This is a genomic window from Streptomyces sp. NPDC053432 (assembly GCF_055585365.1).
The window spans coordinates 1-19,302 of the sequence record NZ_JBVJKF010000010.1 but is presented as its reverse complement, the minus strand read 5'-3'; the positions used below and the strand labels follow the sequence as shown (position 1 = coordinate 19,302).

The 19,302-nt window shown below is 73.2% G+C and carries 19 protein-coding genes and 1 tRNA gene; 10 read left to right on the top strand and 10 right to left on the bottom strand.

All coding sequences use genetic code 11. The annotated features are described in order from the left end of the window. Positions 1-40 precede the first annotated feature (40 nt). Complete coding sequence (locus tag ACZ6Y1_RS18210) at positions 41-1,036, top strand: FHA domain-containing protein (protein ID WP_469630065.1); 996 nt, start codon at positions 41-43, stop codon at positions 1,034-1,036. Between the two features lie 40 nt (positions 1,037-1,076). On the opposite strand, the gene ACZ6Y1_RS18205 is transcribed toward ACZ6Y1_RS18210, so the two are convergent. Beyond that, entirely contained in the window at positions 1,077-2,072 is a 996-nt protein-coding gene (locus ACZ6Y1_RS18205) for a methyltransferase domain-containing protein (RefSeq protein WP_469630062.1), read from the bottom strand. Positions 2,073-2,184: 112 nt separating this feature from the next. Here ACZ6Y1_RS18205 and ACZ6Y1_RS18200 point away from each other — a divergent pair, with 112 nt between their 5' ends. Next, entirely contained in the window at positions 2,185-2,589 is a 405-nt protein-coding gene (locus ACZ6Y1_RS18200; protein WP_469630059.1) for a globin, read from the top strand. A 228-nt stretch (positions 2,590-2,817) separates the two neighbouring features. Here ACZ6Y1_RS18200 and ACZ6Y1_RS18195 read toward each other — a convergent pair whose 3' ends face one another. Genes ACZ6Y1_RS18195 through ettA form a run of 3 tightly spaced genes read right to left on the bottom strand, consistent with a single transcriptional unit; the run spans position 2,818 to position 5,673 of the window. Beyond that, positions 2,818-3,531, bottom strand: coding sequence for a DUF8010 domain-containing protein (locus ACZ6Y1_RS18195; RefSeq protein ID WP_469630056.1), 714 nt, complete (start codon positions 3,529-3,531; stop codon positions 2,818-2,820). Then, positions 3,528-3,995: an acyl-CoA thioesterase gene (locus ACZ6Y1_RS18190; RefSeq protein ID WP_384590857.1), complete on the bottom strand. Its 468-nt coding sequence runs from the start codon at positions 3,993-3,995 to the stop codon at positions 3,528-3,530. The genes ACZ6Y1_RS18195 and ACZ6Y1_RS18190 overlap by 4 nt, the downstream gene beginning before the upstream one ends. Positions 3,996-4,008: 13 nt before the next feature. Next, a complete protein-coding gene (ettA, locus tag ACZ6Y1_RS18185) occupies positions 4,009-5,673 on the bottom strand; it encodes an energy-dependent translational throttle protein EttA (protein ID WP_007264121.1) in 1,665 nt (554 codons plus the stop codon). A 152-nt stretch (positions 5,674-5,825) separates the two neighbouring features. Between ettA and ACZ6Y1_RS18180 the strand changes: the two genes are divergently transcribed. Beyond that, positions 5,826-6,413, top strand: a complete 588-nt coding sequence (locus ACZ6Y1_RS18180; RefSeq protein WP_469630053.1) for a hypothetical protein — start codon at positions 5,826-5,828, stop codon at positions 6,411-6,413. A 199-nt stretch (positions 6,414-6,612) separates the two neighbouring features. On the opposite strand, the gene ACZ6Y1_RS18175 is transcribed toward ACZ6Y1_RS18180, so the two are convergent. The 4 genes from ACZ6Y1_RS18175 to ACZ6Y1_RS18160 all read right to left on the bottom strand — a co-directional run bounded on the left by ACZ6Y1_RS18175 (position 6,613) and on the right by ACZ6Y1_RS18160 (position 11,875). After that, positions 6,613-7,821, bottom strand: a complete 1,209-nt coding sequence (locus ACZ6Y1_RS18175) for a thioester domain-containing protein (protein WP_469630049.1) — start codon at positions 7,819-7,821, stop codon at positions 6,613-6,615. Positions 7,822-7,892: 71 nt separating this feature from the next. Continuing rightward, entirely contained in the window at positions 7,893-8,300 is a 408-nt protein-coding gene (locus ACZ6Y1_RS18170; protein ID WP_469630046.1) for a single-stranded DNA-binding protein, read from the bottom strand. Between the two features lie 100 nt (positions 8,301-8,400). Further along, positions 8,401-10,248, bottom strand: coding sequence for a YfjP family GTPase (locus ACZ6Y1_RS18165; protein ID WP_469630043.1), 1,848 nt, complete (start codon positions 10,246-10,248; stop codon positions 8,401-8,403). Between the two features lie 4 nt (positions 10,249-10,252). Then, positions 10,253-11,875 (bottom strand): dynamin family protein, encoded by a 1,623-nt coding sequence (locus ACZ6Y1_RS18160; RefSeq protein ID WP_469630040.1) that lies wholly within the window; start codon positions 11,873-11,875, stop codon positions 10,253-10,255. 299 nt (positions 11,876-12,174) lie between these two features. Here ACZ6Y1_RS18160 and ACZ6Y1_RS18155 point away from each other — a divergent pair. Beyond that, positions 12,175-12,247: transfer RNA gene (locus tag ACZ6Y1_RS18155), tRNA-Arg, on the top strand. A gap of 16 nt (positions 12,248-12,263) precedes the next feature. Here ACZ6Y1_RS18155 and ACZ6Y1_RS18150 read toward each other — a convergent pair. Then, positions 12,264-13,523, bottom strand: coding sequence for a type III PLP-dependent enzyme domain-containing protein (locus tag ACZ6Y1_RS18150; protein WP_469630038.1), 1,260 nt, complete (start codon positions 13,521-13,523; stop codon positions 12,264-12,266). A 245-nt stretch (positions 13,524-13,768) separates the two neighbouring features. Between ACZ6Y1_RS18150 and ACZ6Y1_RS18145 the strand changes: the two genes are divergently transcribed. The 6 genes from ACZ6Y1_RS18145 (at position 13,769) to ACZ6Y1_RS18120 (ending at position 18,965) form a co-directional block, all read left to right on the top strand. Then, positions 13,769-14,053, top strand: a complete 285-nt coding sequence (locus ACZ6Y1_RS18145) for a phosphopantetheine-binding protein (protein ID WP_469630035.1) — start codon at positions 13,769-13,771, stop codon at positions 14,051-14,053. Between the two features lie 126 nt (positions 14,054-14,179). Next, positions 14,180-14,431 carry a hypothetical protein gene (locus tag ACZ6Y1_RS18140; RefSeq protein ID WP_469630031.1) on the top strand — a complete coding sequence of 84 codons (252 nt, stop codon included), beginning with the start codon at positions 14,180-14,182 and terminating at the stop codon, positions 14,429-14,431. After that, on the top strand, positions 14,431-15,573 hold the full coding sequence (locus ACZ6Y1_RS18135; protein ID WP_469630028.1) for a serine hydrolase domain-containing protein: 1,143 nt from the start codon (positions 14,431-14,433) through the stop codon (positions 15,571-15,573). Before ACZ6Y1_RS18140 ends, ACZ6Y1_RS18135 begins: the two co-directional genes overlap by 1 nt. An 89-nt stretch (positions 15,574-15,662) precedes the next feature. Further along, positions 15,663-16,961 carry a cytochrome P450 gene (locus ACZ6Y1_RS18130; protein WP_469630025.1) on the top strand — a complete coding sequence of 433 codons (1,299 nt, stop codon included), beginning with the start codon at positions 15,663-15,665 and terminating at the stop codon, positions 16,959-16,961. A gap of 31 nt (positions 16,962-16,992) precedes the next feature. Further along, positions 16,993-17,979, top strand: coding sequence for an LLM class oxidoreductase (locus tag ACZ6Y1_RS18125; protein ID WP_469630022.1), 987 nt, complete (start codon positions 16,993-16,995; stop codon positions 17,977-17,979). Continuing rightward, the gene (locus ACZ6Y1_RS18120) at positions 17,976-18,965 is read left to right on the top strand and encodes a hypothetical protein (RefSeq protein ID WP_469630019.1); all 990 of its coding nucleotides are present in this window, start codon (positions 17,976-17,978) and stop codon (positions 18,963-18,965) included. Before ACZ6Y1_RS18125 ends, ACZ6Y1_RS18120 begins: the two co-directional genes overlap by 4 nt. On the opposite strand, the gene ACZ6Y1_RS18115 is transcribed toward ACZ6Y1_RS18120, so the two are convergent. Beyond that, positions 18,952-19,302, bottom strand: a 351-nt coding sequence (locus ACZ6Y1_RS18115; protein ID WP_469630017.1) for a vitamin B12 dependent-methionine synthase activation domain-containing protein, incomplete at its 5' end; no start/stop codon positions are given. The genes ACZ6Y1_RS18120 and ACZ6Y1_RS18115 overlap by 14 nt on opposite strands.

Here is a 19,302-nt window from a genome sequence, read left to right as displayed (position 1 = left end):
CGGCGGAAGACCGCGGGGAGGAGAAGGGGGAAGCGCCGTCATGCCGACCTGCCCGAACGGGCACCAGTCCGCCGCCGACGACTGGTGCGAGGTGTGCGGCCACCGCATGGCGGCCCAGGAGACACCGCCCGCGGCTCCGTCCTACGGCTACGGCTTCCCCCCGACCGGTGGTGCCGCGACCATGCAGGCCGAGCTCTGCCCGCAGTGCCGCACCCCGCGCGAGGCCATGGCCCCGTTCTGCGAGGAGTGCCGGTACAACTTCCTGACGCGGTCGGCCACCGCCGGGCCGGGTCCCCGGACCGGCGCCACGCCTCCTCCTCCGCCGCCGCCGCCCGCTCCGGCGCCGCCGGCGTACGCGCAGGACCACTTCGAGTACCAGGGCTCGCGGCCGTCCCGGGTGAACCGGCCGGCCGAGCCGCTGCAGCGCGACGACGACTGGATGCTGTCGCCGCCCGCGCACGAGGCGCCGCAGGAGTACCAGCAGCCCGCGCAGCAGCAGTACCAGCAGGCGCCCCCGGCGCCGCCGCAGGCCGCACAGACTCCGCCGCAGCACGAGTACCAGCAGCACCAGGTGCCGCCGCAGCACGAGTACCAGCAGCAGTCCGCGCAGCAGGCGTTCCCGGCGCAGACCGGTGCCTGGACCGCGACGATCGGCCCCGACCGCTCGTACTTCATGGCGATGATGCAGCGCAGCGGCCCCGAGGCGGCCGGGCTCAACCTTCCCGCTTACTCCCCGGAGCAGCACCTGCCGCTCTCCGGCGGCCAGATCACCATCGGCCGCCGCCGGGCCTCCACGGGTGAGTCGCCCGACATCGACCTGTCGGTGCCCCCGGAGGACCCGGGCGTCTCGCACGCGCACGCCGTGCTCGTCCAGCAGCCCGACCAGAGCTGGGCGGTGGTGGACCAGAACTCCACCAACGGCACCACCATCAACGGCGGCGAGGAGCCGATCCAGCCCTACGTGCCGGTACCGCTGGCCGACGGCGACCGCGTCCACGTGGGCGCCTGGACCACGATCACCATCCGTCGGGGCTGATCCCGCCGGCGCTGATCCGACGGCCGCCGCGGCAGCCGGTTCAGCCGTCCCCCAGGGGCCAGACGTAGGGCCCCTGGGGATCGTCCAGCCACGACCACTGGCCCTCGGTGCTGACGGTGACCCCGAAGCGCTCACGGCCCGGCCGGTCCTCCCGGCGCCACAGGTCCAGCGCCTCGCGGGGGTGCAGCACGCCGTCGGTCAGGACCAGCATGAACTGGAAGCGCTCGTTCTCGACCATCTCGTACGGGAGCCCGTGCCCCTCCACGAGCCCGGTGGGCGGCGGCGGCGCGGCCGTGGCCCCGCGCACCGGGACGAAATAGGCCGGGGTGTGCAGGAAGCGGCCCTCGGCGAAGCCGGCGTCGCGGACGGTGAGGGCGATCAGGCCCGTCGACAGCGGGGCCAGGATCCGCGCCCCGGGCCGGCACTGGCCGAGCCAGGCCACGGGGATCATCGGCAGCGTGCAGGTCACCATGATCCGGTCGAAGGGGGCCCGGGAGGGGCAGCCGCGCGCCCCGTCCCCGGTGACGACGGTCGGGTGGTAGCCGAGCCGGGCCAGGTGGGTCCGGGCGGATTCGGTGATCTCCTCGTCCAGGTCCACGGTGGTGACGTGCTCGTCGCCGAGGCGGTGGCACAGCAGGGCGGCGTTGTAGCCGGTGCCCGCACCGATCTCCAGGACGTCGTCGCCGTCGGCCGGGTCCAGGGCCGCCAGCATCTTCGCCATCAGCGAGGGCTGGCTGCTGGAGGAGACCAGGCGGCCGTCGCGCAGCCGGGTGGCCAGCGGGGTGTCGGCGTAGACGCCGCGCAGCCAGCGGGCCCGTCGCTCGGGGTCGGGGTCCTCGGCCCACAGCCGCTCGTGTCCGGCGCCGCGGCCGGTCCAGAAGTACGGCACGAACACGTCCCGGGGCACGGCGGCGAAGGCGGCCCGCCAGCGCGGGTCCTCCAGCACCCCGGCGGCGGTCAGCTCCCGCACCTGCGCGGCGTGGGCGGTCTCCCGCAGGTCCCGTACCGCGGTGGTGCGTGAGGTGTGTGCGCCCATGTCTCCACTGTGCTGCGCGGGCGCCCCGGAGGCGACCGCGGGGCGGGCGGCGGGTCCGGGGATGGGTCCTGGGGCCCCGGACCTCCGTCCGGGCGTCTGAGACGATGGTCGGGTGAATGAGATTCCGCAGGGCGCGCTTCAGGAGCAGACCTTCTACGAGCAGGTGGGCGGTGAGGAGACCTTCCGCCGCCTGGTCCGGCGTTTCTACGAGGGGGTCGCCGGGGACCCGCTGCTGCGCCCGATGTACCCGGAGGAGGACCTGGGCCCCGCCGAGGAGCGGTTCGCGCTGTTCCTGATGCAGTACTGGGGCGGTCCGAGCACCTACAGCCGGCACCGCGGCCACCCGCGGCTGCGGATGCGGCACGCCCCGTTCCAGGTTGACTCGGCGGCGCACGACGCCTGGCTGGGGCACATGCGGGTCGCGCTGGACGAGCTGGGCCTCGCGCCGGAGCACGAGGCGCAGCTGTGGAAGTACCTGACGTACGCCGCCGCCTCGATGATCAACACCGCGGGCTGATCCGGAGGCGGAACCGGGCCCCCGAGCGGAACGCGAGGGGGTGCGGTGCGGTGCGGTGCGGTCGTCTGTGCGGGTGCTTGCGAAAGTCCTGGGCGGTACCCGCGGCGTCCGGTGCATGCTCTCGGCGTGCCGGGCGAAACCCCTCGTACTGGGCGTACTCGCGGCTTCGGCCGGTGCGGCGAGAGTGCGTGCCGGGCACCGTGGGCGCCGTGCGGGACTTTCGCCCCCCTAGACCGGCCGGACTTGGAGGGCGCCCAGGCCGCCGGCGGCACCGGGGCGGCGCAGGGCGACGGAGCCGTACGGGGTGCGCAGCCGCAGCCAGCTCCCGGCGGCGAGCAGCGCCACCGGGTCCGGGGCACCGGGAGTGGTCCCGCCGGCGGCGACCGCGGTCCGGACGGGCCGCAAGAAGCCCAGGGACTGCGCGGCGTGCACGGCGCGCAGCGGGAGTTCGGTGTCGCCCAGCGTGCGGGACCAGATGTCGCGGCCGATGCGGTCGCGCTCGGAGCGGGTCCGGTGCTGCGGGGGCAGGGCCTCGTCACGGGCCCGGAACTCGGCGACGGCGGCCGCGACGGCCGCCCTCATCCGCTCGGGGCCGGGCAGCCCGGGCACCTGCCGCCAGCCGCCACGGGGCGGGAGCACACCGGTCCAGGGCGGGCCGGTGACCGCGCCGGGCACGGCGGCCGCGGCCGAGGCCTCGTCCACGTGCTCCAGGAACTCACCGGCGGAGACCGTCAGGTCCAGGGGCGTCGCGACCGGCTCGGCGAGCCGCACCGTGCGGACGGCCAGGACCTCGAAGGACGGCGGCCGTCCGAAGACGGCGAGCGCGCCGCCGCCCGCCTGGAGGCGGACCGCGGCGGCGCGGTCGTAGTGCACCAGCCGGCCCAGGAAGGCGGCGAGGTCCGCCGCCTCCCCGGAGTCGGCGAAGCGCAACTGCTCGTTCATGCCGCGAGGCGCCCTTCGGAAGCCGTTTCGGGCGCCTTCGGCTTGTCGAGGTACTCCTCCAGGAAGTGCCTCTCCTCGGCCGTGATGCGGCGGGGCCGCCCCTCGGCGAGGTTGTACGGGACGACCACGGTCTCGGCCCGCACGTAGACCGTCTCGGGCGCGTCCTCGGTCGCCTCGTCCTTGACCTCGTAGCGGATGGTCAGGGACGCGGCGCCTATCCGGGTGACCCAGGATTCGATGAGGACCGGCTCGTGACGGTGCACGAGCGGCAGCTTGTAGTCGATCTCGTGGCGGGCCACGACGGAGCCGCCCGTGAAGGACTCACTGCCTTCCCCCGGCGCGAGGCGGAACATGAAGTCGATCCGCGCCTCCTCCAGGTAACGGAGGAAGACGACGTTGTTGACGTGCCCGAAGGCATCCATGTCCGCCCAGCGCAGGGGGCACCGGTAGTGGTGTCTGGCCATGATTCTTCCGGCCTCAGCCTCGGGTGAGCTTCTTGTAGGTGGCGCGGTGCGGACGGGTGGCGTCCGGGCCGAGCCGCTCGACCTTGTTCTTCTCGTAGGACTCGAAGTTGCCCTCGAACCAGAACCACTTCGAGTCGCCCTCGTACGCCAGGATGTGCGTGGCGACGCGGTCCAGGAACCAGCGGTCGTGGGAGACGACCACGGCCGCACCGGGGAACTCCAGCAGGGCGTTCTCCAGCGAACCCAGGGTCTCGACGTCGAGGTCGTTGGTGGGCTCGTCGAGGAGCAGCAGGTTGCCGCCCTGCTTCAGGGTCAGCGCGAGGTTCAGGCGGTTGCGCTCACCGCCGGAGAGCACGCCGGCCGGCTTCTGCTGGTCCGGGCCCTTGAAGCCGAAGGCGCTGACGTAGGCGCGGGACGGCATCTCGACGTTGCCGACGTTGATGTAGTCCAGCTCGTCCGACACGACCGCCCAGAGGGTCTTCTTGGGGTCGATGTTGGCGCGGCCCTGGTCCACGTACGAGATCTTGACGGTCTCGCCGACCTTGATCTCGCCGGAGTCCGGCGTCTCCAGGCCCTGGATCATCTTGAAGAGCGTGGTCTTGCCGGCGCCGTTCGGGCCGATGATGCCGACGATGCCGTTGCGCGGCAGCGTGAAGGACAGGTCGTCGATGAGGACCTTGTCACCGAACGCCTTGGAGAGGTTGTTGACCTCGACCACGATCGAGCCCAGGCGCGGGCCCGGCGGGATCTGGATCTCCTCGAAGTCCAGCTTGCGCATCTTGTCGGCCTCGGCCGCCATCTCCTCGTAGCGGGCGAGACGGGCCTTGGACTTGGCCTGGCGGCCCTTGGCGTTGGAGCGGACCCACTCCAGCTCTTCCTTGAGGCGCTTGGCGCGCTTCTCGTCCTTCTTGCCCTCGACCTTGAGACGCTCGGCCTTCTTCTCCAGGTAGGTGGAGTAGTTGCCCTCGTAGGGGTGGGCGCGGCCGCGGTCGAGCTCGAGGATCCACTCGGCGACGTTGTCGAGGAAGTAACGGTCGTGGGTGACGGCCACGACGGCGCCCTTGTACTGGGCGAGGTGCTGCTCCAGCCAGTTCACGGACTCGGCGTCGAGGTGGTTGGTGGGCTCGTCGAGGAGCAGCAGGTCGGGGGCCTCCAGCAGCAGCTTGCAGAGGGCCACGCGGCGCTTCTCACCACCGGAGAGGTTGGTGACGGGCCAGTCGCCGGGCGGGCAGCCCAGGGCGTCCATGGCCTGCTCCAGCTGGGCGTCGAGGTCCCACGCGTTGGCGTGGTCCAGGTCGTCCTGGAGCTTGCCCATCTCCTCCATCAGCTCGTCGGTGTAGTTCGTCGCCATTTCCTCGGCGATCGCGTTGAACCGGTTGAGCTTCTGCTTGATCTCGCCGACGCCGTCCTCGACGTTCTCCAGGACGGTCTTGGACTCGTCGAGCTTGGGCTCCTGCATGAGGATGCCGACGGAGTAACCGGGCGAGAGGAAGGCGTCACCGTTGGACGGCTGCTCGATACCCGCCATGATCTTCAGAACGGTGGACTTACCGGCGCCGTTCGGGCCGACCACACCGATCTTCGCGCCGGGCAGGAAGTTCAGGAAGACGTCGTCAAGGATGACCTTGTCGCCGTGTGCCTTGCGCGTCTTGCGCATGGTGTAGATGAACTCAGCCAAGAGAAACCGTCCGGCAGATCGATGGTGGGCAGATACACCCCATACTGCCTGACGTCCACCCCGCGGGGGAAACTCGTATGGCAGGCCCGGCGAGTAGTAGGGCAGGATGCCCGTGGACGGACGGGGTGGAACGGGCCGGGGGGGGGGCTCTCATGGAAAGCATGCTGCCGGCGCTGGCCGTGGCACTGGTCGGTGTGACCGGCACGCTACTGGCTCCGTTGCTCTCGCAGCGCCTGGTCGCGCGGATCCAGTCGCAGCAGTTCGAACGCCAGGAGCGGCAGGCCGAAGCCCAGTGGGACCGCGAGCGTCGCGTCGCGGACCAGGCGGCGCGGCGCGACTGCTACGTGACGGCGAACTCCAGCTACCGCCGGTACCGGCAGGAGCTGATGCTCTACCTGTGGCTCGTCCGCAAGGGCGAGGTGACCGGCGAGGCCCGGTCGGACCTGGAGGAGGCGCGCCGCACCATGCACGGGGCCTTCGCGGAGGCCCAGATGATCGCCTCCGACGCGGTGCTGGAGGCGATGGACGGCATGACGGAGGCCCTCGCGGGCACCTTTGCCCGGATCCTGCAGCTGGAGGAGGCCGGTCCCCACTCCGACGCGGCGGCCGGCGGGGCGGTCTCCTTCGAGGCCCTCCACGCGGAGCTGCTGGGCTTCCGGGAGGGCTGGAAGGCCATGCGCGGCGCGATGCGGGCCGACCTGGGCGTGGACGCGGGCCGGCCTCCGGCGCCGCCTGCCTAGGGCCTGCCGCCCCGGGCGGCCCGCGTCCCCGGCTTCCCGCGGCCCGTCCCGACCGGCCGCTGGTCGCGGTGTCCGGTGCGGTGCGGTGCGTCGCAAGGCGGAGGGCCGCGGCTCGTACGGGACGTACTCGCGCGGACCGGGAACACCGCGAGGTGCCGTGCCGGGCGCCGCGACCCGATGAACCTCTCCGGTCACCGCACTAGGGGGTCTCCTCCTCGTCCTGCGGGCGCTTGCGCAGGACGAGGACGACCAGGCCGCCCAGGACGACCAGGCCCACCGCCAGGGAGGCGATGACCGGGGTGGCCGCCGAGCTGCCGCTGGTGGCCAGGCGTTCCTCCTCGGGGGTGGTCGCCGAGGCGGGGTTGGCGCGGGTGCCCAGGGTCGTGAGGTTCGCCGGGTCGGCGGTGGCGCCCGGCCGGGAGTCGGAGGGCTTCGGCCACTGCGCGTGGGCGGTCGCCGTGGACGCGGACTCGCTGGAGCCGGCCACGACCTGCGCCTGGGCCGGCGCCTCGCTGGTGAAGACCCGGCCGACAGGCACCTTCGTCGCCCCGTGCACGGTGACCGAGGCGGCCCCGTCGGGCGTGCCCGCGGGCACCTCGAAGAACAGCCTGGTCCCGTGGACGGCGGTCTCCAGCGGCCGCCCCTCGGCGTCCACCACCCGCACCCCCATCGCGACCGCCGCGGCGTCGGGCACGACGGAGACGCTCCGCGCCCCGGTGTGCACGGTCACCGGGCCGATCCGGGTGCCCACCGCCCCCGACACCTCGCCCGGGTCCAGCGCGAGCGAGGCCGGCGGCTCAGGCAGCCGCGCGGCCGCCTTCTGGAGGTAGTCGGCGAGCTTCTCCGCCGCCGGGTCCGCCGCCTCCACCTGCACCTTGTCCGCCAGCCGCCAGATCGCCACCTGGGTGCCGGCGGCCGCGCTCTCCGCGGTCAGCGTCCCGGCCCCGGCGGCCTTGGCGAGGCCGGCCAGGTCGTTCAGCTGGGGGTAGGAGTGCTCCAGGACCCAGCGGATCCGCCCGGCGTCCCCGTTCCCCGCGAGCGGGCTGCCGCTCCAGCCGCTCTCCGTGTACCGGGCCTGGGGCTGCGCGCTGCCCGCCACCCCCACCCCGTACGTCTGGAGCATGCCGCCGCCGTCGACCCGCATCTCGTACAGCCCGGCCGGGATCTGGCGTACGGATCCGTCGCCGGAGTGCAGGACCGCCTGGCCGTACGTCTTCAGCCCGTCCAGCACGGCGCTCGCACCCTCCGCCGCCCGGGGCGGCACCGGGCCGGAGTCGGCGGCCGCCCGGGCTCCGGGCGCGGCGGTGAGGGCCGCGGCGAGCAGGGCCACCGCCAGCGGGCGGCGTGTGGAGCCCCGTACGGAAGGAGCGGGATCAGGAGCGGAGGATGCGGGAACGGCAATCGACACAGTCTTCCCCTTCGGGCCGAAGCAGACCCAGGTGCCCGTGAGTACCGGGGAATCCTATCCGCCTCGAACACTCAGACCACCGCCGCCTTCTGAGTGGGCATCAGCGGGGTCTCCGTCTTCACCACGCGCCGGAAGGCCGCGGTCCCCCGGTTGAGGTCGTGCCCGATGGCCGTCGCCTCGATGTCCGCCGAGAACCACCGGTCCCGTTCCCCGTCGGCCGGGTCGTCCCGCACCCGCAGCCTCCCGTGCACCACCAGCGGTTCGCCGACCGACACGGAGCCGGCCAGGTTCACGGCGAGCGAGCGCCTCGCCCACACGGTGTAGAAGCTGGTCGCCCCGTCGGTCCAGGCGTCCGTGCGCCGGTCGAACCACCTCGGCGTCACCGCGAACCGGAACCTCGCCGACGGGCCGCCCGGCGTCTCCCTGAAGTCGATCCGCGTCGCCACGAAGCCCACCAGCGTCACCTGGGTGTCGTTCATCCCCGCCGCCCTCCCCCTCGTACCGTGCCCGCGCGGACCATCCGTACGGGCTACGGACCATGCTGGGCCGAAGGGCCGGCACCCCGCCGGAGCCTGTGGACTACTGGCGGGTTGTGGACAACTTCGTCCCCCCTGCGGCTACCGCGGCGTACTGCTCGCGCACCTCCCGGTAGCGCAGCAGTTCCGCCGCCACCGGTTCCAGGACCCGGGCCCGCCCGCATCCGGCGGCGGCCTGGCGCAGCTTGCGCTCCGCGTCCTGCCCGTAGCGCCGCGCCGGGCCCCGCGCCGCGATCGAGCAGGCCCATTCCACCAGCGGGCCGCCGATGATGCCCGCCACCATCAGCAGCACGGGCGGCAGCAGCTTCGGCTCCAGGACCCCGACGATCTGCCCGACCAGCCACAGCCCGCCGAAGATCTGCAGCAGCGTCATGGCGGCCTGACCCAGCACCGCCGCCGGCCACCACGCGGGACGCGGTGGCTTGGCGGTCGGCACCGCGACCGCCGCGCCCAGGGTCACCGCGATCTCGTCCAGCGCCTCCGGGAGCCGTTCGCCGCCGCGCACCGCCGTTTCCCGCACGGCCTGCGCCCACGGCTCGGGCAGGCCGGCGACCGCCTCGTCGGCGACGGCCCGTACGGCCTGCTCCACGCGCTGGCGCGCGGTCACCTCCTCCTCGACGGGCGCCTGAGGGGCGGCGGCGCCCCGGCCGCCGATCGCGGCCAGCGCGGCCAGGCCCGACAGGGTGCGGGGCGCGCGGCGGTTCTCGTACCACCGCCACAGCCGCAGCCACGGCGTCCCGCACGCCCGTCCGGCGTTGCGCCGCCAGGCCCGCTCGGCGGCGAGGCCGGCCGCATACGCCCCGACGGCCTCGGCGAGCCGGTCCTCGAACTCGGTGCGCGCCGCCTCCCCGATCTCCGGCCCCGGGTGTCCGTCGGCCACGTACAGCGGCCGCAGGCGCGCGGCGGCGCGGTCCACGTCGGCGGAGATCCTTCTGGTCGCGGCGCCCTTCTCCTGGGTGAACTGTGCGAGGAGCTCGCGCAGTTCACCGACGCCTTCACCCGTGAGGGCGGAGAGTCCGAGCACCGTGGCACCGGGCTCCCCGTGCTCGCCGAGGGCGATCCCGTCCTCGTCGAGCAGCCGCCGCAGGTCGTCCAGGACGAGGTCCGCGGACTCGCCGGCCAGCCGGTCGACCTGGTTCAGCACGACGAAGGTCACCTCGGCGTGCCCGGCGAGGGGCCGCAGGTAGCGCTCGTGCAGGACGGCGTCCGCGTACTTCTCCGGGTCGACCACCCACACCACGGCGTCGACCAGGGCCAGTACGCGGTCCACGTGCTCGCGGTGCGCGCCGAGCGCGGAGTCGAGGTCGGGCAGGTCCACGAGGACCAGGCCGCGCAGGGCCCCCGCCTCGGAGGTCTCGCGCGGCCGGCGGCGCAGCCGGCCCGGGATCTCCAGCCGGTCCAGCAGTCCGGCGGCTCCGTCCGACCAGCTGCACGCGATGGGTGCGGCGGTGGTCGGCCTGCGCAGCCCGGTCTCCGAGATCTGCACTCCGGCGAGTGAATTGAACAGCGTGGACTTGCCGCTTCCGGTGGCTCCGGCGATCGCGACGACCGTGTGCTGCGGTGACAGCCCCCGGCGTGCGGCGGCTTCGTCCAGGACCCGGCCGGCCTCGGCGAGGGTCTTGCCGTCGAGCCTGGTCCGGGACAGGCCGACGAGCTGGCGCAGGGCGTCGAGCCGGGCCCGCAGGGCCCGGCCCTCGGCGCTGAGCGGGGGCGCGGCCGATTTGCCGCCGTCGCTGCCTGCGCCGGAGACGGCCCGGACGAGTGCGTCGTCGCCGTCCCCGCCGGCGCCCTCCCCGCCCTCGTCCGCCTCCGCCCGGCGCGAGCGCGCGATGAGTCCGTCGTCCCAGCGGTCGTCGGTGCGGTCGCGGTCCGGGTCGGTCAGGGCGCTCACCGCGTCACCTCTCCTTCTGCAGTAGGGACAGTGCGGCGATGAGCTCGGCCTGTGGTTCGGGGGTCACTTCGAGTGCCTCCAGGGGGGCGAGCCGGCGGTCGCGTTCGGCGCGCAGCACCTGGTCGAGGTGGTCGCCGACCAGTTCCGCGCCGCGGTCGCGCAGCCGCAGGGCGGCCTGGGCGCCGATCCGTTCGGCGAGCCGCTCGCCGGCGGGGCGGGCCCGTTTGCCGCCGAGGAGGGCGGCGGCGAGCAGGGCGGCGACGCCTTCGGGGTCGGGGGCGGGCTGCCGTTCGAGGGCGGAGACCTCTTCCTCGGCGAGTTCCTCCAGTACGCGCCGCCAGCGCCGGACGGCCATGCCGATGCGTGCGCCCGCTTCCCGGTCGGGGGCGGGCAGGGACACGGCTCCCGAGGCGGGTTCGCGCTTCCAGGCCTCGGCGATGCGCTCGTCGGCGGCGGCGACGGCGCACTGGACGAGGGCGGCGAGGGAGTCGGCGAGGGAGTCGAGCAGTTCGCCGGAGCTGGTGTCGAGGGGGTAGCCGCGCCAGCGGGTGAGGGCGTCGCCGGCCAGGACGGCGCCCTGGTCGAGGCGGCCCTGGATCCGCTTCCCCTCCTTCTTGTACGCGCCCTCGACGGCGGCGGTCAGCCGTACGGCGGCGGCGTGCTGGGCGGCGACGGCCGAGGCGAGCTCCGGCATCCGCCGCGAGAGGGAGTCGAGCGCGCCGAGGGCGGTCCGCCCGACGGCGTACTGGCGGGCGGCCGGGTCCTGCACGTGGTGGGCGAGCCAGGCGGAGAGGGGGGCGACGGCGCTGGCGGGGAGCAGTCCGCCGCCGCCCGCCGATTCGGGCAGCTCCGGCACGGTGAAGCGGGGTACGTCGCCCAGCCCGGCCCGGGTGAGGAGCGCGGCGTACTGGCGTGAGACCTCGGCGAGCACCTGGTGCGGGACCCGGTCGAGGACGATGACGAGCGTGGCCTTGTACTGCTTGGCGGTGCGCAGCAGGTGCCAGGGGACGGCGTCGGCGTACCGCGAGGCGGTCGTGACCATCACCCAGACGTCGGCGGCGCAGATGAGCTGGGCGGCGAGGTCGCGGTTCTCGACGACGAGGGAGTCGATGTCGGGGGCGTCGAGGATGGCGAGGCCGCGGGGCAGGGTGGACACGGTCTCGATCCGCATCTCGCGGACCAGCCGGCCGGGGCCGGGGCCGCGTCCCGGGTCGCGGGGGGACCTGCGGGGGGCGGGCGGCCCCTCGTCCTCGTCGTGCGGCACCCAGACCCGCATCAGGTCGGGCAGTACGCGCATCCCCGCGAACCAGTGGTGGTCGTCGGGGTGGCAGACGAGCACGGGGATGCGGGTCGTGGGCCGCAGCACCCCGGCTTCACTCACCTGGCGGCCGACGAGGGAGTTGACGAGGGTGGACTTGCCGGCCCCGGTGGACCCGCCGACGACGGCGAGCATCGGCGCCTCGGGCGCCTTCAGCCGGGGTACGAGGTAGTCGTCGAGCTGCGCGAGCAGCTCGGCTCTGGTCTGGCGGGCGCGCGGGGCGCCGGGCAGGGGCAGCGGCAGACGCACGGACGCGACCCGGTCGCGCAGGGCGGACAGGGCATCGAGCAGCTGAGGCCGAACATCCAAGGTCACCACATGCGAAGAATGCCCAATTTAGGACCATTTTTGAAGCTTATAAGTCCTCTGCGCGCCGAGCGCCACCCCAGGGGACATCCTGGACACAGTGGACGAGTGGGGCGCAGGCATAACGAGTGCACAACACCAAGGGCGCCGCGGCGCAAAAGCGATGCGGGAATCGCACCTGCCTGCGATTATCGGGACCGCTTCACCGAACCTACACATCGTGGCACGCGGGTGAAGCAACCGGGACAAGGCAGCCGGAGCCCTATCCTTGACCCGGCGCGGCCCACCACGGCCACCTTCCGGCCCCCGTAGCTCAGTGGATAGAGCAGGTGCCTTCTAAGCACTTGGCCGCAGGTTCGAGTCCTGCCGGGGGCACACCTTCTCCACCGGGTCACCCGGCAGTTGCCGCCGCCACCTCCTCGGTGACGGAGATCCGCCGGGAGGCACCGATCAGCCGGTCCCCGTCGTGAACCACCTCGACGACCGGCGGGCGGCTCAGGAACCCGGTCAGGCTGGCGGTCAGCCCGTACGCGCCCACGTTGGGGATGCACAGAACGTCGCCCTCGCGCGGCCGCGGCAGGGTGGCGCGGACCGCGAGGCGGTCGAGGGGGGTGCACAGGGGGCCCACCACGTCGGCGGTGATCGTTTCACGGTCGTCACCGCCGTCCCCGGCGGAGAGGTTCAGGAACCCGGCGGCGGGGCGGAGCACCCGGCCCAGGCCGCTCATGCCGCCCAGTACGTTGATGCCCGCGTCCAGTACGACGATCGTGCCCTCCGGGCGCTCCTTGACGTCGAGCACCGTGGTGAGCAGGTGACCGGCCGAGGCGGCGAGCCGCCGCCCCGACTCGAAGGCCACGCGCGGGGTTTCGCCGCCGCCCTGCGCACCCGTACCGCTCGCGCCCCAGCCCGACAGGAGCTCCTCCAGCCGCGGCCGCAGGCCGGTCAGATCGGCGCCCTCGCCCGGCATCGCGTAGGGCCAGGGGAAGCCGCCGCCGAGGTCGACGAGGCCGAGGGGGACTCCCGCCGCGGCGCCGACCGCCTCCACCGTGGCCCTGGCCGTGGCGAACGCCTCCGACAGGGCGTCGTTGCTGGGCAGCTGCGAGCCGAGGTAGACGTGGCAGCCCTGCAGCTCGATGCCGTCCGGCAGATCGGCGCACGCGCGGACCGCGTCCTCGGGGGTGAACCCGAACTGCCGGCCGTCCCCCATGGACAGCCCCGCCTTGGTGCCGCTGGGCGGCTGCAGCCGCAGCAGCACCCGCGCCCGCCGGCCCGCCGCGAGGGCCGCCGGGCCGAGGCGCCGCAGTTCGGCGGCGGATTCGCAGGAGAACTGAGTGACCCCCTGCTTCAGCGCCTCCGTTATTTCCGCGAGCGATTTGCCGGGGCCCGTGTAAAGGACGTCCCGCGGGTCGTGTCCGGCCTCCAGGGCCGCGGCCAGCTCGCCGGGCGAGGAGACCTCCGCCCGGCACCCGGCCCGTCGCAGTTCGGCCACGACCGAAGGGTGCGGATTGGCCTTCAATGAGTAGTAAAGGAGGGCGGATTCGGGCAGATGGGAACGCAAATCAGCCACACGGCAACGCAATTCGGCCAGGTCGTAAATATAGGCGGGGGTACCGAAGCGCTCGGCGGTCTCGCGAAGAACACGGTCAATCACGTCGTGGCGTCCGTTCCTCGTTCACTGTCTTCCGACGCACCGTCAACTGGGCGCCGAGCAGGCCTTGTTCCGGTCCCAGCGAGCCGTTCTCCCACTCTGGACGGCGCTTGCGGCAGACCGGACAACGCCCATACTGTACTCCCGTTCGTATGTGCGAGACGGATCTTTCAAGATCACTCCACTGGCTGATTCAGCCGTACGGGATGTGGAGCGGTCGGGGCTGGTCCTGAAAAAGAGGGGGGCTCTTGAGCGGCGCAGGCGCATCCGACCCGTCCATTGCGGACCGGCTGCGGGACACATTGATCAGTCACTTGCGGAACGTGCCGGCCGACGTGGAGTGGACCACGGTCCGGCTCCCCGACATCGGCCTCGACTCGATGTCCGCGATCGAGCTGGTCCTCACCATCGAAGAGACCTTCGACGTGCAGTTCCCCGACGAACTCCTGGTCAGGGAGACCTTCGAGTCGCTCCACTCCCTGGAGTCGGCCGTCCGTTCCATGCAGACAAGCAGCACCGACGCCGCACGCTGACCGCGATTCGCGACTGCGCAGGTCGCGGATCCGGGATCACGGGTCCCGGTCACGGGTCCCGGTCACGGATCCCCGGTCACGGATCCCGCGGTGAACCGTTCCGAACCAACGGGGGAAACACCAACGATGGCCTCTGGCATACCGACCTTCCAGGAATTCGTCCGTCCCGTACTCGTACGGGAGGAGGCGTCCGACCACGAGACGACACCGCTGAGCCGCCTGGCCGCCGGCGACTACGCGGTCCTGGCCTGGCTGGACCAGGTCGGCGACGGCCTGCCCGCCGACGTGGAGGCGGACCTCGTCGCCAGCTGGGACAAGCTGACCCTCCGCGAGGTCTACCTGATGGTCCACCCCACCGCAGAGGGAGCCGATTCCTGATGGCAGCCACCACGACCGACCTGCAACTGCCGCTGGTGAAGCGGCTGTTCGACGCCGAGATCGAGCGGGGCATCGAGACGGGCGTCCAGCTCTCCGTCTCCTTCCGGGGCCAGGTCGTCGACCTCGCCCTCGGGGACAACGGCGACGGCCACCCCATGACCACGGACACCTTCGTCCCCTGGACCTGCTCCTCCAAGCCGCTCGGCGCCCTCGCCTTCGCCCGGGCCTGGGAGACCGGCGCCGTGGACCTCGACACCCCGGTGTCGAAGGTGCTCCCGGAGTTCACCGGCGGGGGCAAGGAGAAGGTCCGCGTACGGGACCTGCTCACGCACGCGGTCGGCGTCACCGACCCGGTCATGGCCATCGACACCGGCGGCACCGATCTCGGCGACTTCGCCTGGTCGGACATCGACGCCCTGATCTGGGCCGTCGTCTGCGACGCGCCGGCCGGTCCGCTGCCCGGCAGCACCATGGTCTACAACCCGGTGACCACCTGGTACGTACTGGACCGGCTGCTGAACACCGTCAACGGCGGTGCGTCCGGGGACAGCTACCGCGCCATGTTCGAGCTGCTGGGCCTCGGCGCCACCCTCGGCCTCGACCCGGCGCTCCCTCCCGAGCGGCGGGCCAAGGTCACCGCGCCCCCCGGCGAGGAAGAGGGCCTGCGCTACATGGAGCTGGCCAGCGCGCTGCCCCTGCCCGGGGTCGGCGTGTGGGGCGACATGCGGGACCTGCGGGTGGTCGGTGAGGTGCTGCTGGACAAGGGACTGCACCGGGGCACGCCGCTGCTGCGGCCGTCGACGGTGGAGGCCCTGACGGCCACGCACTGGCCGGGCTCCCCCGACCGGTCCATCTGCGACACCGACTTCCCCTACGGTCTCGGGATCATGACGCAGCCCGCCATCTTCGGGCGCCGGACCTCCGCCCGCACCTTCGGCCACGCCGGCGGCAACACCTCCACCCTGCTGGTGGACCCGCTGTTCGGACTGGTCGTGGCGGTGTACTGGAACGGCCGGCTCGACGACGTCAAGACCTTCGCCCGCCGCTACGCCCTCGTACGGGCCCTCTACGACGACCTGGGGCTGCCGCGCCTGCCCCGCGCGGGCAGGACCGCCGCGAGCGCCGACACCGGAACGGAGTAGTGGAGACGATGGGCGGTTCCCGCACCCGGGACATGGTCAACCGGCTCCCCGGGCCCAGCCTTTGGGGGCACCGCCGGTACCTCAGGGGCATGCTGGGAAAGCCGTACGACGCCCTCGTCGAACTGCACCGGGTCCACGGGCCCGTGTGCAAGTTCGGCGTGGGCGGCCAGCAGTACGTGCTGATGTTCGGCGCCGAGGCGAACGAGCTGCTGCTCACGGACTCCCCGCGCGACCCCAAGTTCCTCTCACGTGACGTGCTGACCCTGCTGATCCCGGTGGTCGGCGCCAACGCGATGGTCGTCAGCGACGGCGAGGACCACCGCCGCCGCCGCGCGCTGGTACGGCCCGCGTTCACCCGCCGGCGCATCGAGGGGTACGTCCCCACGATGGTGGACGAGATCCACCGCATGATCGGCGGGTGGAGCTCCGGCCAGTCCGTCGACGCGTTCGCGGACGTGCGCTCGTGCATCCGGCGGATCGCGATCCACTCCCTCTTCGGCGACCGCCTCAAGGCCCACACCGACGAGATCGGCCGTGAGCTGCAGACCGCGCTGAACTACATCAACCGGTCGCCGTTCCTGCGCTTCGACCACGACCTGCCCGGCACCGCCTACCGCCGGGCCATGGCGGCGCGCGAGCGCGTCGACCGGTACGTACGGGCCGAGATCGCCAAGCGGCGCGCCGAGCCCGACGACCAGGGCGACGTCCTGGACGCGCTCCTCGAATCGTATTTCGAGGGCGACCAGCTCGCCGACCTGGAGGTCCGCGACCAGGTGATCAGCCTCATCGCCTCGGGCTACGACTCCAGCAGCTCCGCGGCGGGCTGGGCGGTGTACGCCCTGCTCAAGCACCCCGAGGTGATGCGCCGGATCCGGGAGGAGGTGGAGCGGGTCGCGGGCGACCGGCCGCTCACCGCCGAACTGATCCGCGGCATGGACTACGTCGACTGGACGGTCTCGGAGACCCTGCGCCTCTACACGCCGGGCGTGCTGACCGGCAGGACCGCCGTCGAGGACTTCGAGTTCGCCGGGCACGTCATACCCGCCGGGGCGAAGGTCCTCTACTCGCAGTACGTCACCCATCGCATGCCCGAGCTGTGGACCGACCCGCTGGAGTTCCGCCCGGAGCGGTGGGACCGGGACGCCCCCGACTACCGCGAACCGGCGCCCTACAGCTTCGTCCCGTTCGGCGGCGGCTACCGCCGCTGCATCGGATACGCCTTCGCCGAGCTGGAACTGAAGGTCCTGCTGGCCGAGCTGGCGCGCAGGGTCGACATCGAGCTGGCCACCGACGTGGTGCCGCCGACGGGAGTCGCCACGATGTGGCCCGACGGGGGCGTACCGGTGTCGGTGCGCGAGGTCAGGCCGCGCGTCGGGGCGGACCGATGACACCGACCGAGTCGCGTGAAAGGAATTCCCCGTGCCGTCGTGGCCGCTGTCGCTGAATTTCATCGTTCCGCCGCACTCCGTGCAGTTCGGCTTCGGCGGCATCCTCGAACCCGCGGCCTACCTGGAGCGGCTCGGCCGCTACATGGGCGCCGCCGAGGAGATCGGGCTGACCGGGGCGTTCGTCTACGACTTCCCGGTCGCGCTGGACCCCTGGCTCGCCGCCTTCGACGTACTGGCGGGGTCGGCCGCGCTCGAACCCATCGTCGCGGTCCGCCCGCACCAGGAGAGCGCCGAGTCGGTGGCCCGCCGGGTCACCGACCTCGGCTACCGGTTCGGGCGGCCCACGCACGTCAACATCGTGGCGGGCGCCACCCGCTCCTCGCGCGCCGACGACCGCGGCGACAAGGTCGCGGCGCGCGCGGAACTCGCCCGTTTCGCCGAGGAGCTGAGGTCGGCGCTGGACCGGCGCCACGACCCGGCGGCCGGACGTCCGCTGATCCTCACGCCCACCTCGTCCACCCCCGGCCTGGTGCCGGCCGACTGCGTGCTCACGATGGCCAGGCCCCGCCCCATGCTCGCGGAGGGCATCGAGCGGGCCCGCAAGGAGCAGCGGGTGGATCGGGTCTCGATGCTGGTCGGCATCGTGGCCCGGGACACCGAGGAGGAGGCATGGGAGGCCGCCGCCCGGCTGGCCACCCCCGACCGGCGGCAGCAGGTCGCCGGGCGCATGTTCATGGCGCAGGTCGTCTCCAGCGAGCACACCACGAGCTACGGCCTCGCCGAGGAGGGCGAGCTGCACGACGGACTGCTCTGGTACGGGGCGCCCGCCCGCGGGATCGACGCACCGAAACTGGTGGGCTCCGTCGAGCAGGTCGCGGCCTGGCTGGGCTCGTGCCGGGAGCTGGGGGTCACCGACCTGATCGTGGACCTGCCCGGCGACCCGGTCGAGTACGCGTGGACGGGGCGGGTGCTGCGGGCGTGCGGGGCGGCCGGGGAGCTCTCCGACGGGCCCGAATGAGGTCCGGCACCCCGCACGGGGACGCCGTACGGCACCACCGGCTGCTGGAGGACGCCCTGTCGGCGGCCCGTCTGCTGGCGCCCGGGGCGCCGGAGGACGGCAAGGAGGAGGCGGCGCGCCGGCTGCGGCACGGCGCACCCGGATGGCTGCCGGCCCTGCGGGCCGCCGCGGCGGCCGACGCGCACCGCACGGTCGCGGAGGCGGCCGAGGCACTGCACTGGGCCTGTGACTGGTGGCCCGACGCGGGCCCGTGGGACGAGGTGTTCGCGCTCGGCCGGGGGGCGGCACGCGCTCTCGGGGACCATCGGGCACAGGCGGCCTTCCTCAACCATTCGGCCCGGCACCACCTGGCCGGAGGGGACGACGAGCGGGCCCGGATCCGTGCGGAGGAGGCGGTGCTCTGCGCCGTGCGCGCGGGCGACGCGGAACAGGCGGCCTGGGGCCGGCTGCACTCGGCCATGGCCCGGTCCCGCACCGACGGCGACCGGGCCGTCGCGCAGGCTTCGGGCGCGGCGGCCGAGTTCCTGCGGCTGCACCGCCCGGAGGGGGCGCTGCGCGCGCTGGCGACCGCCGCGCGCACGCTCAGCGGCGCCGGCCGTCACGAGGAGGCCCGCCCGTACCTGCGGCGGCTGCGCGAGCTGTGCGCCGCGGACCGTGCCGAAGACCGCCTGGGCCCCCTGGCCGGCTCGACCCTCGCCTGGGCCTGCCTGCTCGACGGGGAGGCACTGGCCTCCGCCGGACAGTGGGAGGAGGCCGGGCACGTGTACCGGCAGGGGCTCGCCGACCTGCCCCCGGCAGCCCCCGCGAAGGCGGAGGTACTGCTGTGCCTGGGGCTCGCCGGGGTCCTGCGGCGCCGCCCGGAGGGCACGTCGCAGGGGGCGGCGCTGCTGCGCCGCGCCCTGGACGCGGCCAGGGCGGCGGACGACGTCCAGAGCATGACGCGGGTGCTGCACGCTCTGGACGACTGGGCCGCTATCGCGCGTTGAAGTACTTCGCTTCGGGGTGGTGGATGACGATCGCGTCGGTGGACTGCTCGGGGTGGAGCTGGAACTCCTCCGAGAGGTGGACCCCGATCCGCTCCGGCCGCAGCAGATCGGCGATCTTCGCCCGGTCCTCCAGATCGGGGCAGGCACCGTACCCCAGGGAGAAACGGGCACCGCGGTACTTCAGGTCGAACATGTCCTCGACCTTCGCCGGGTCCTCACCGCCGAAACCGAGCTCGGCACGGACCCGGGCGTGCCAGTACTCGGCCAGGGCCTCGGCCAGCTGCACCGACAGGCCGTGCAGCTCCAGGTACTCGCGGTAGGAGTCGGACTCGAACAG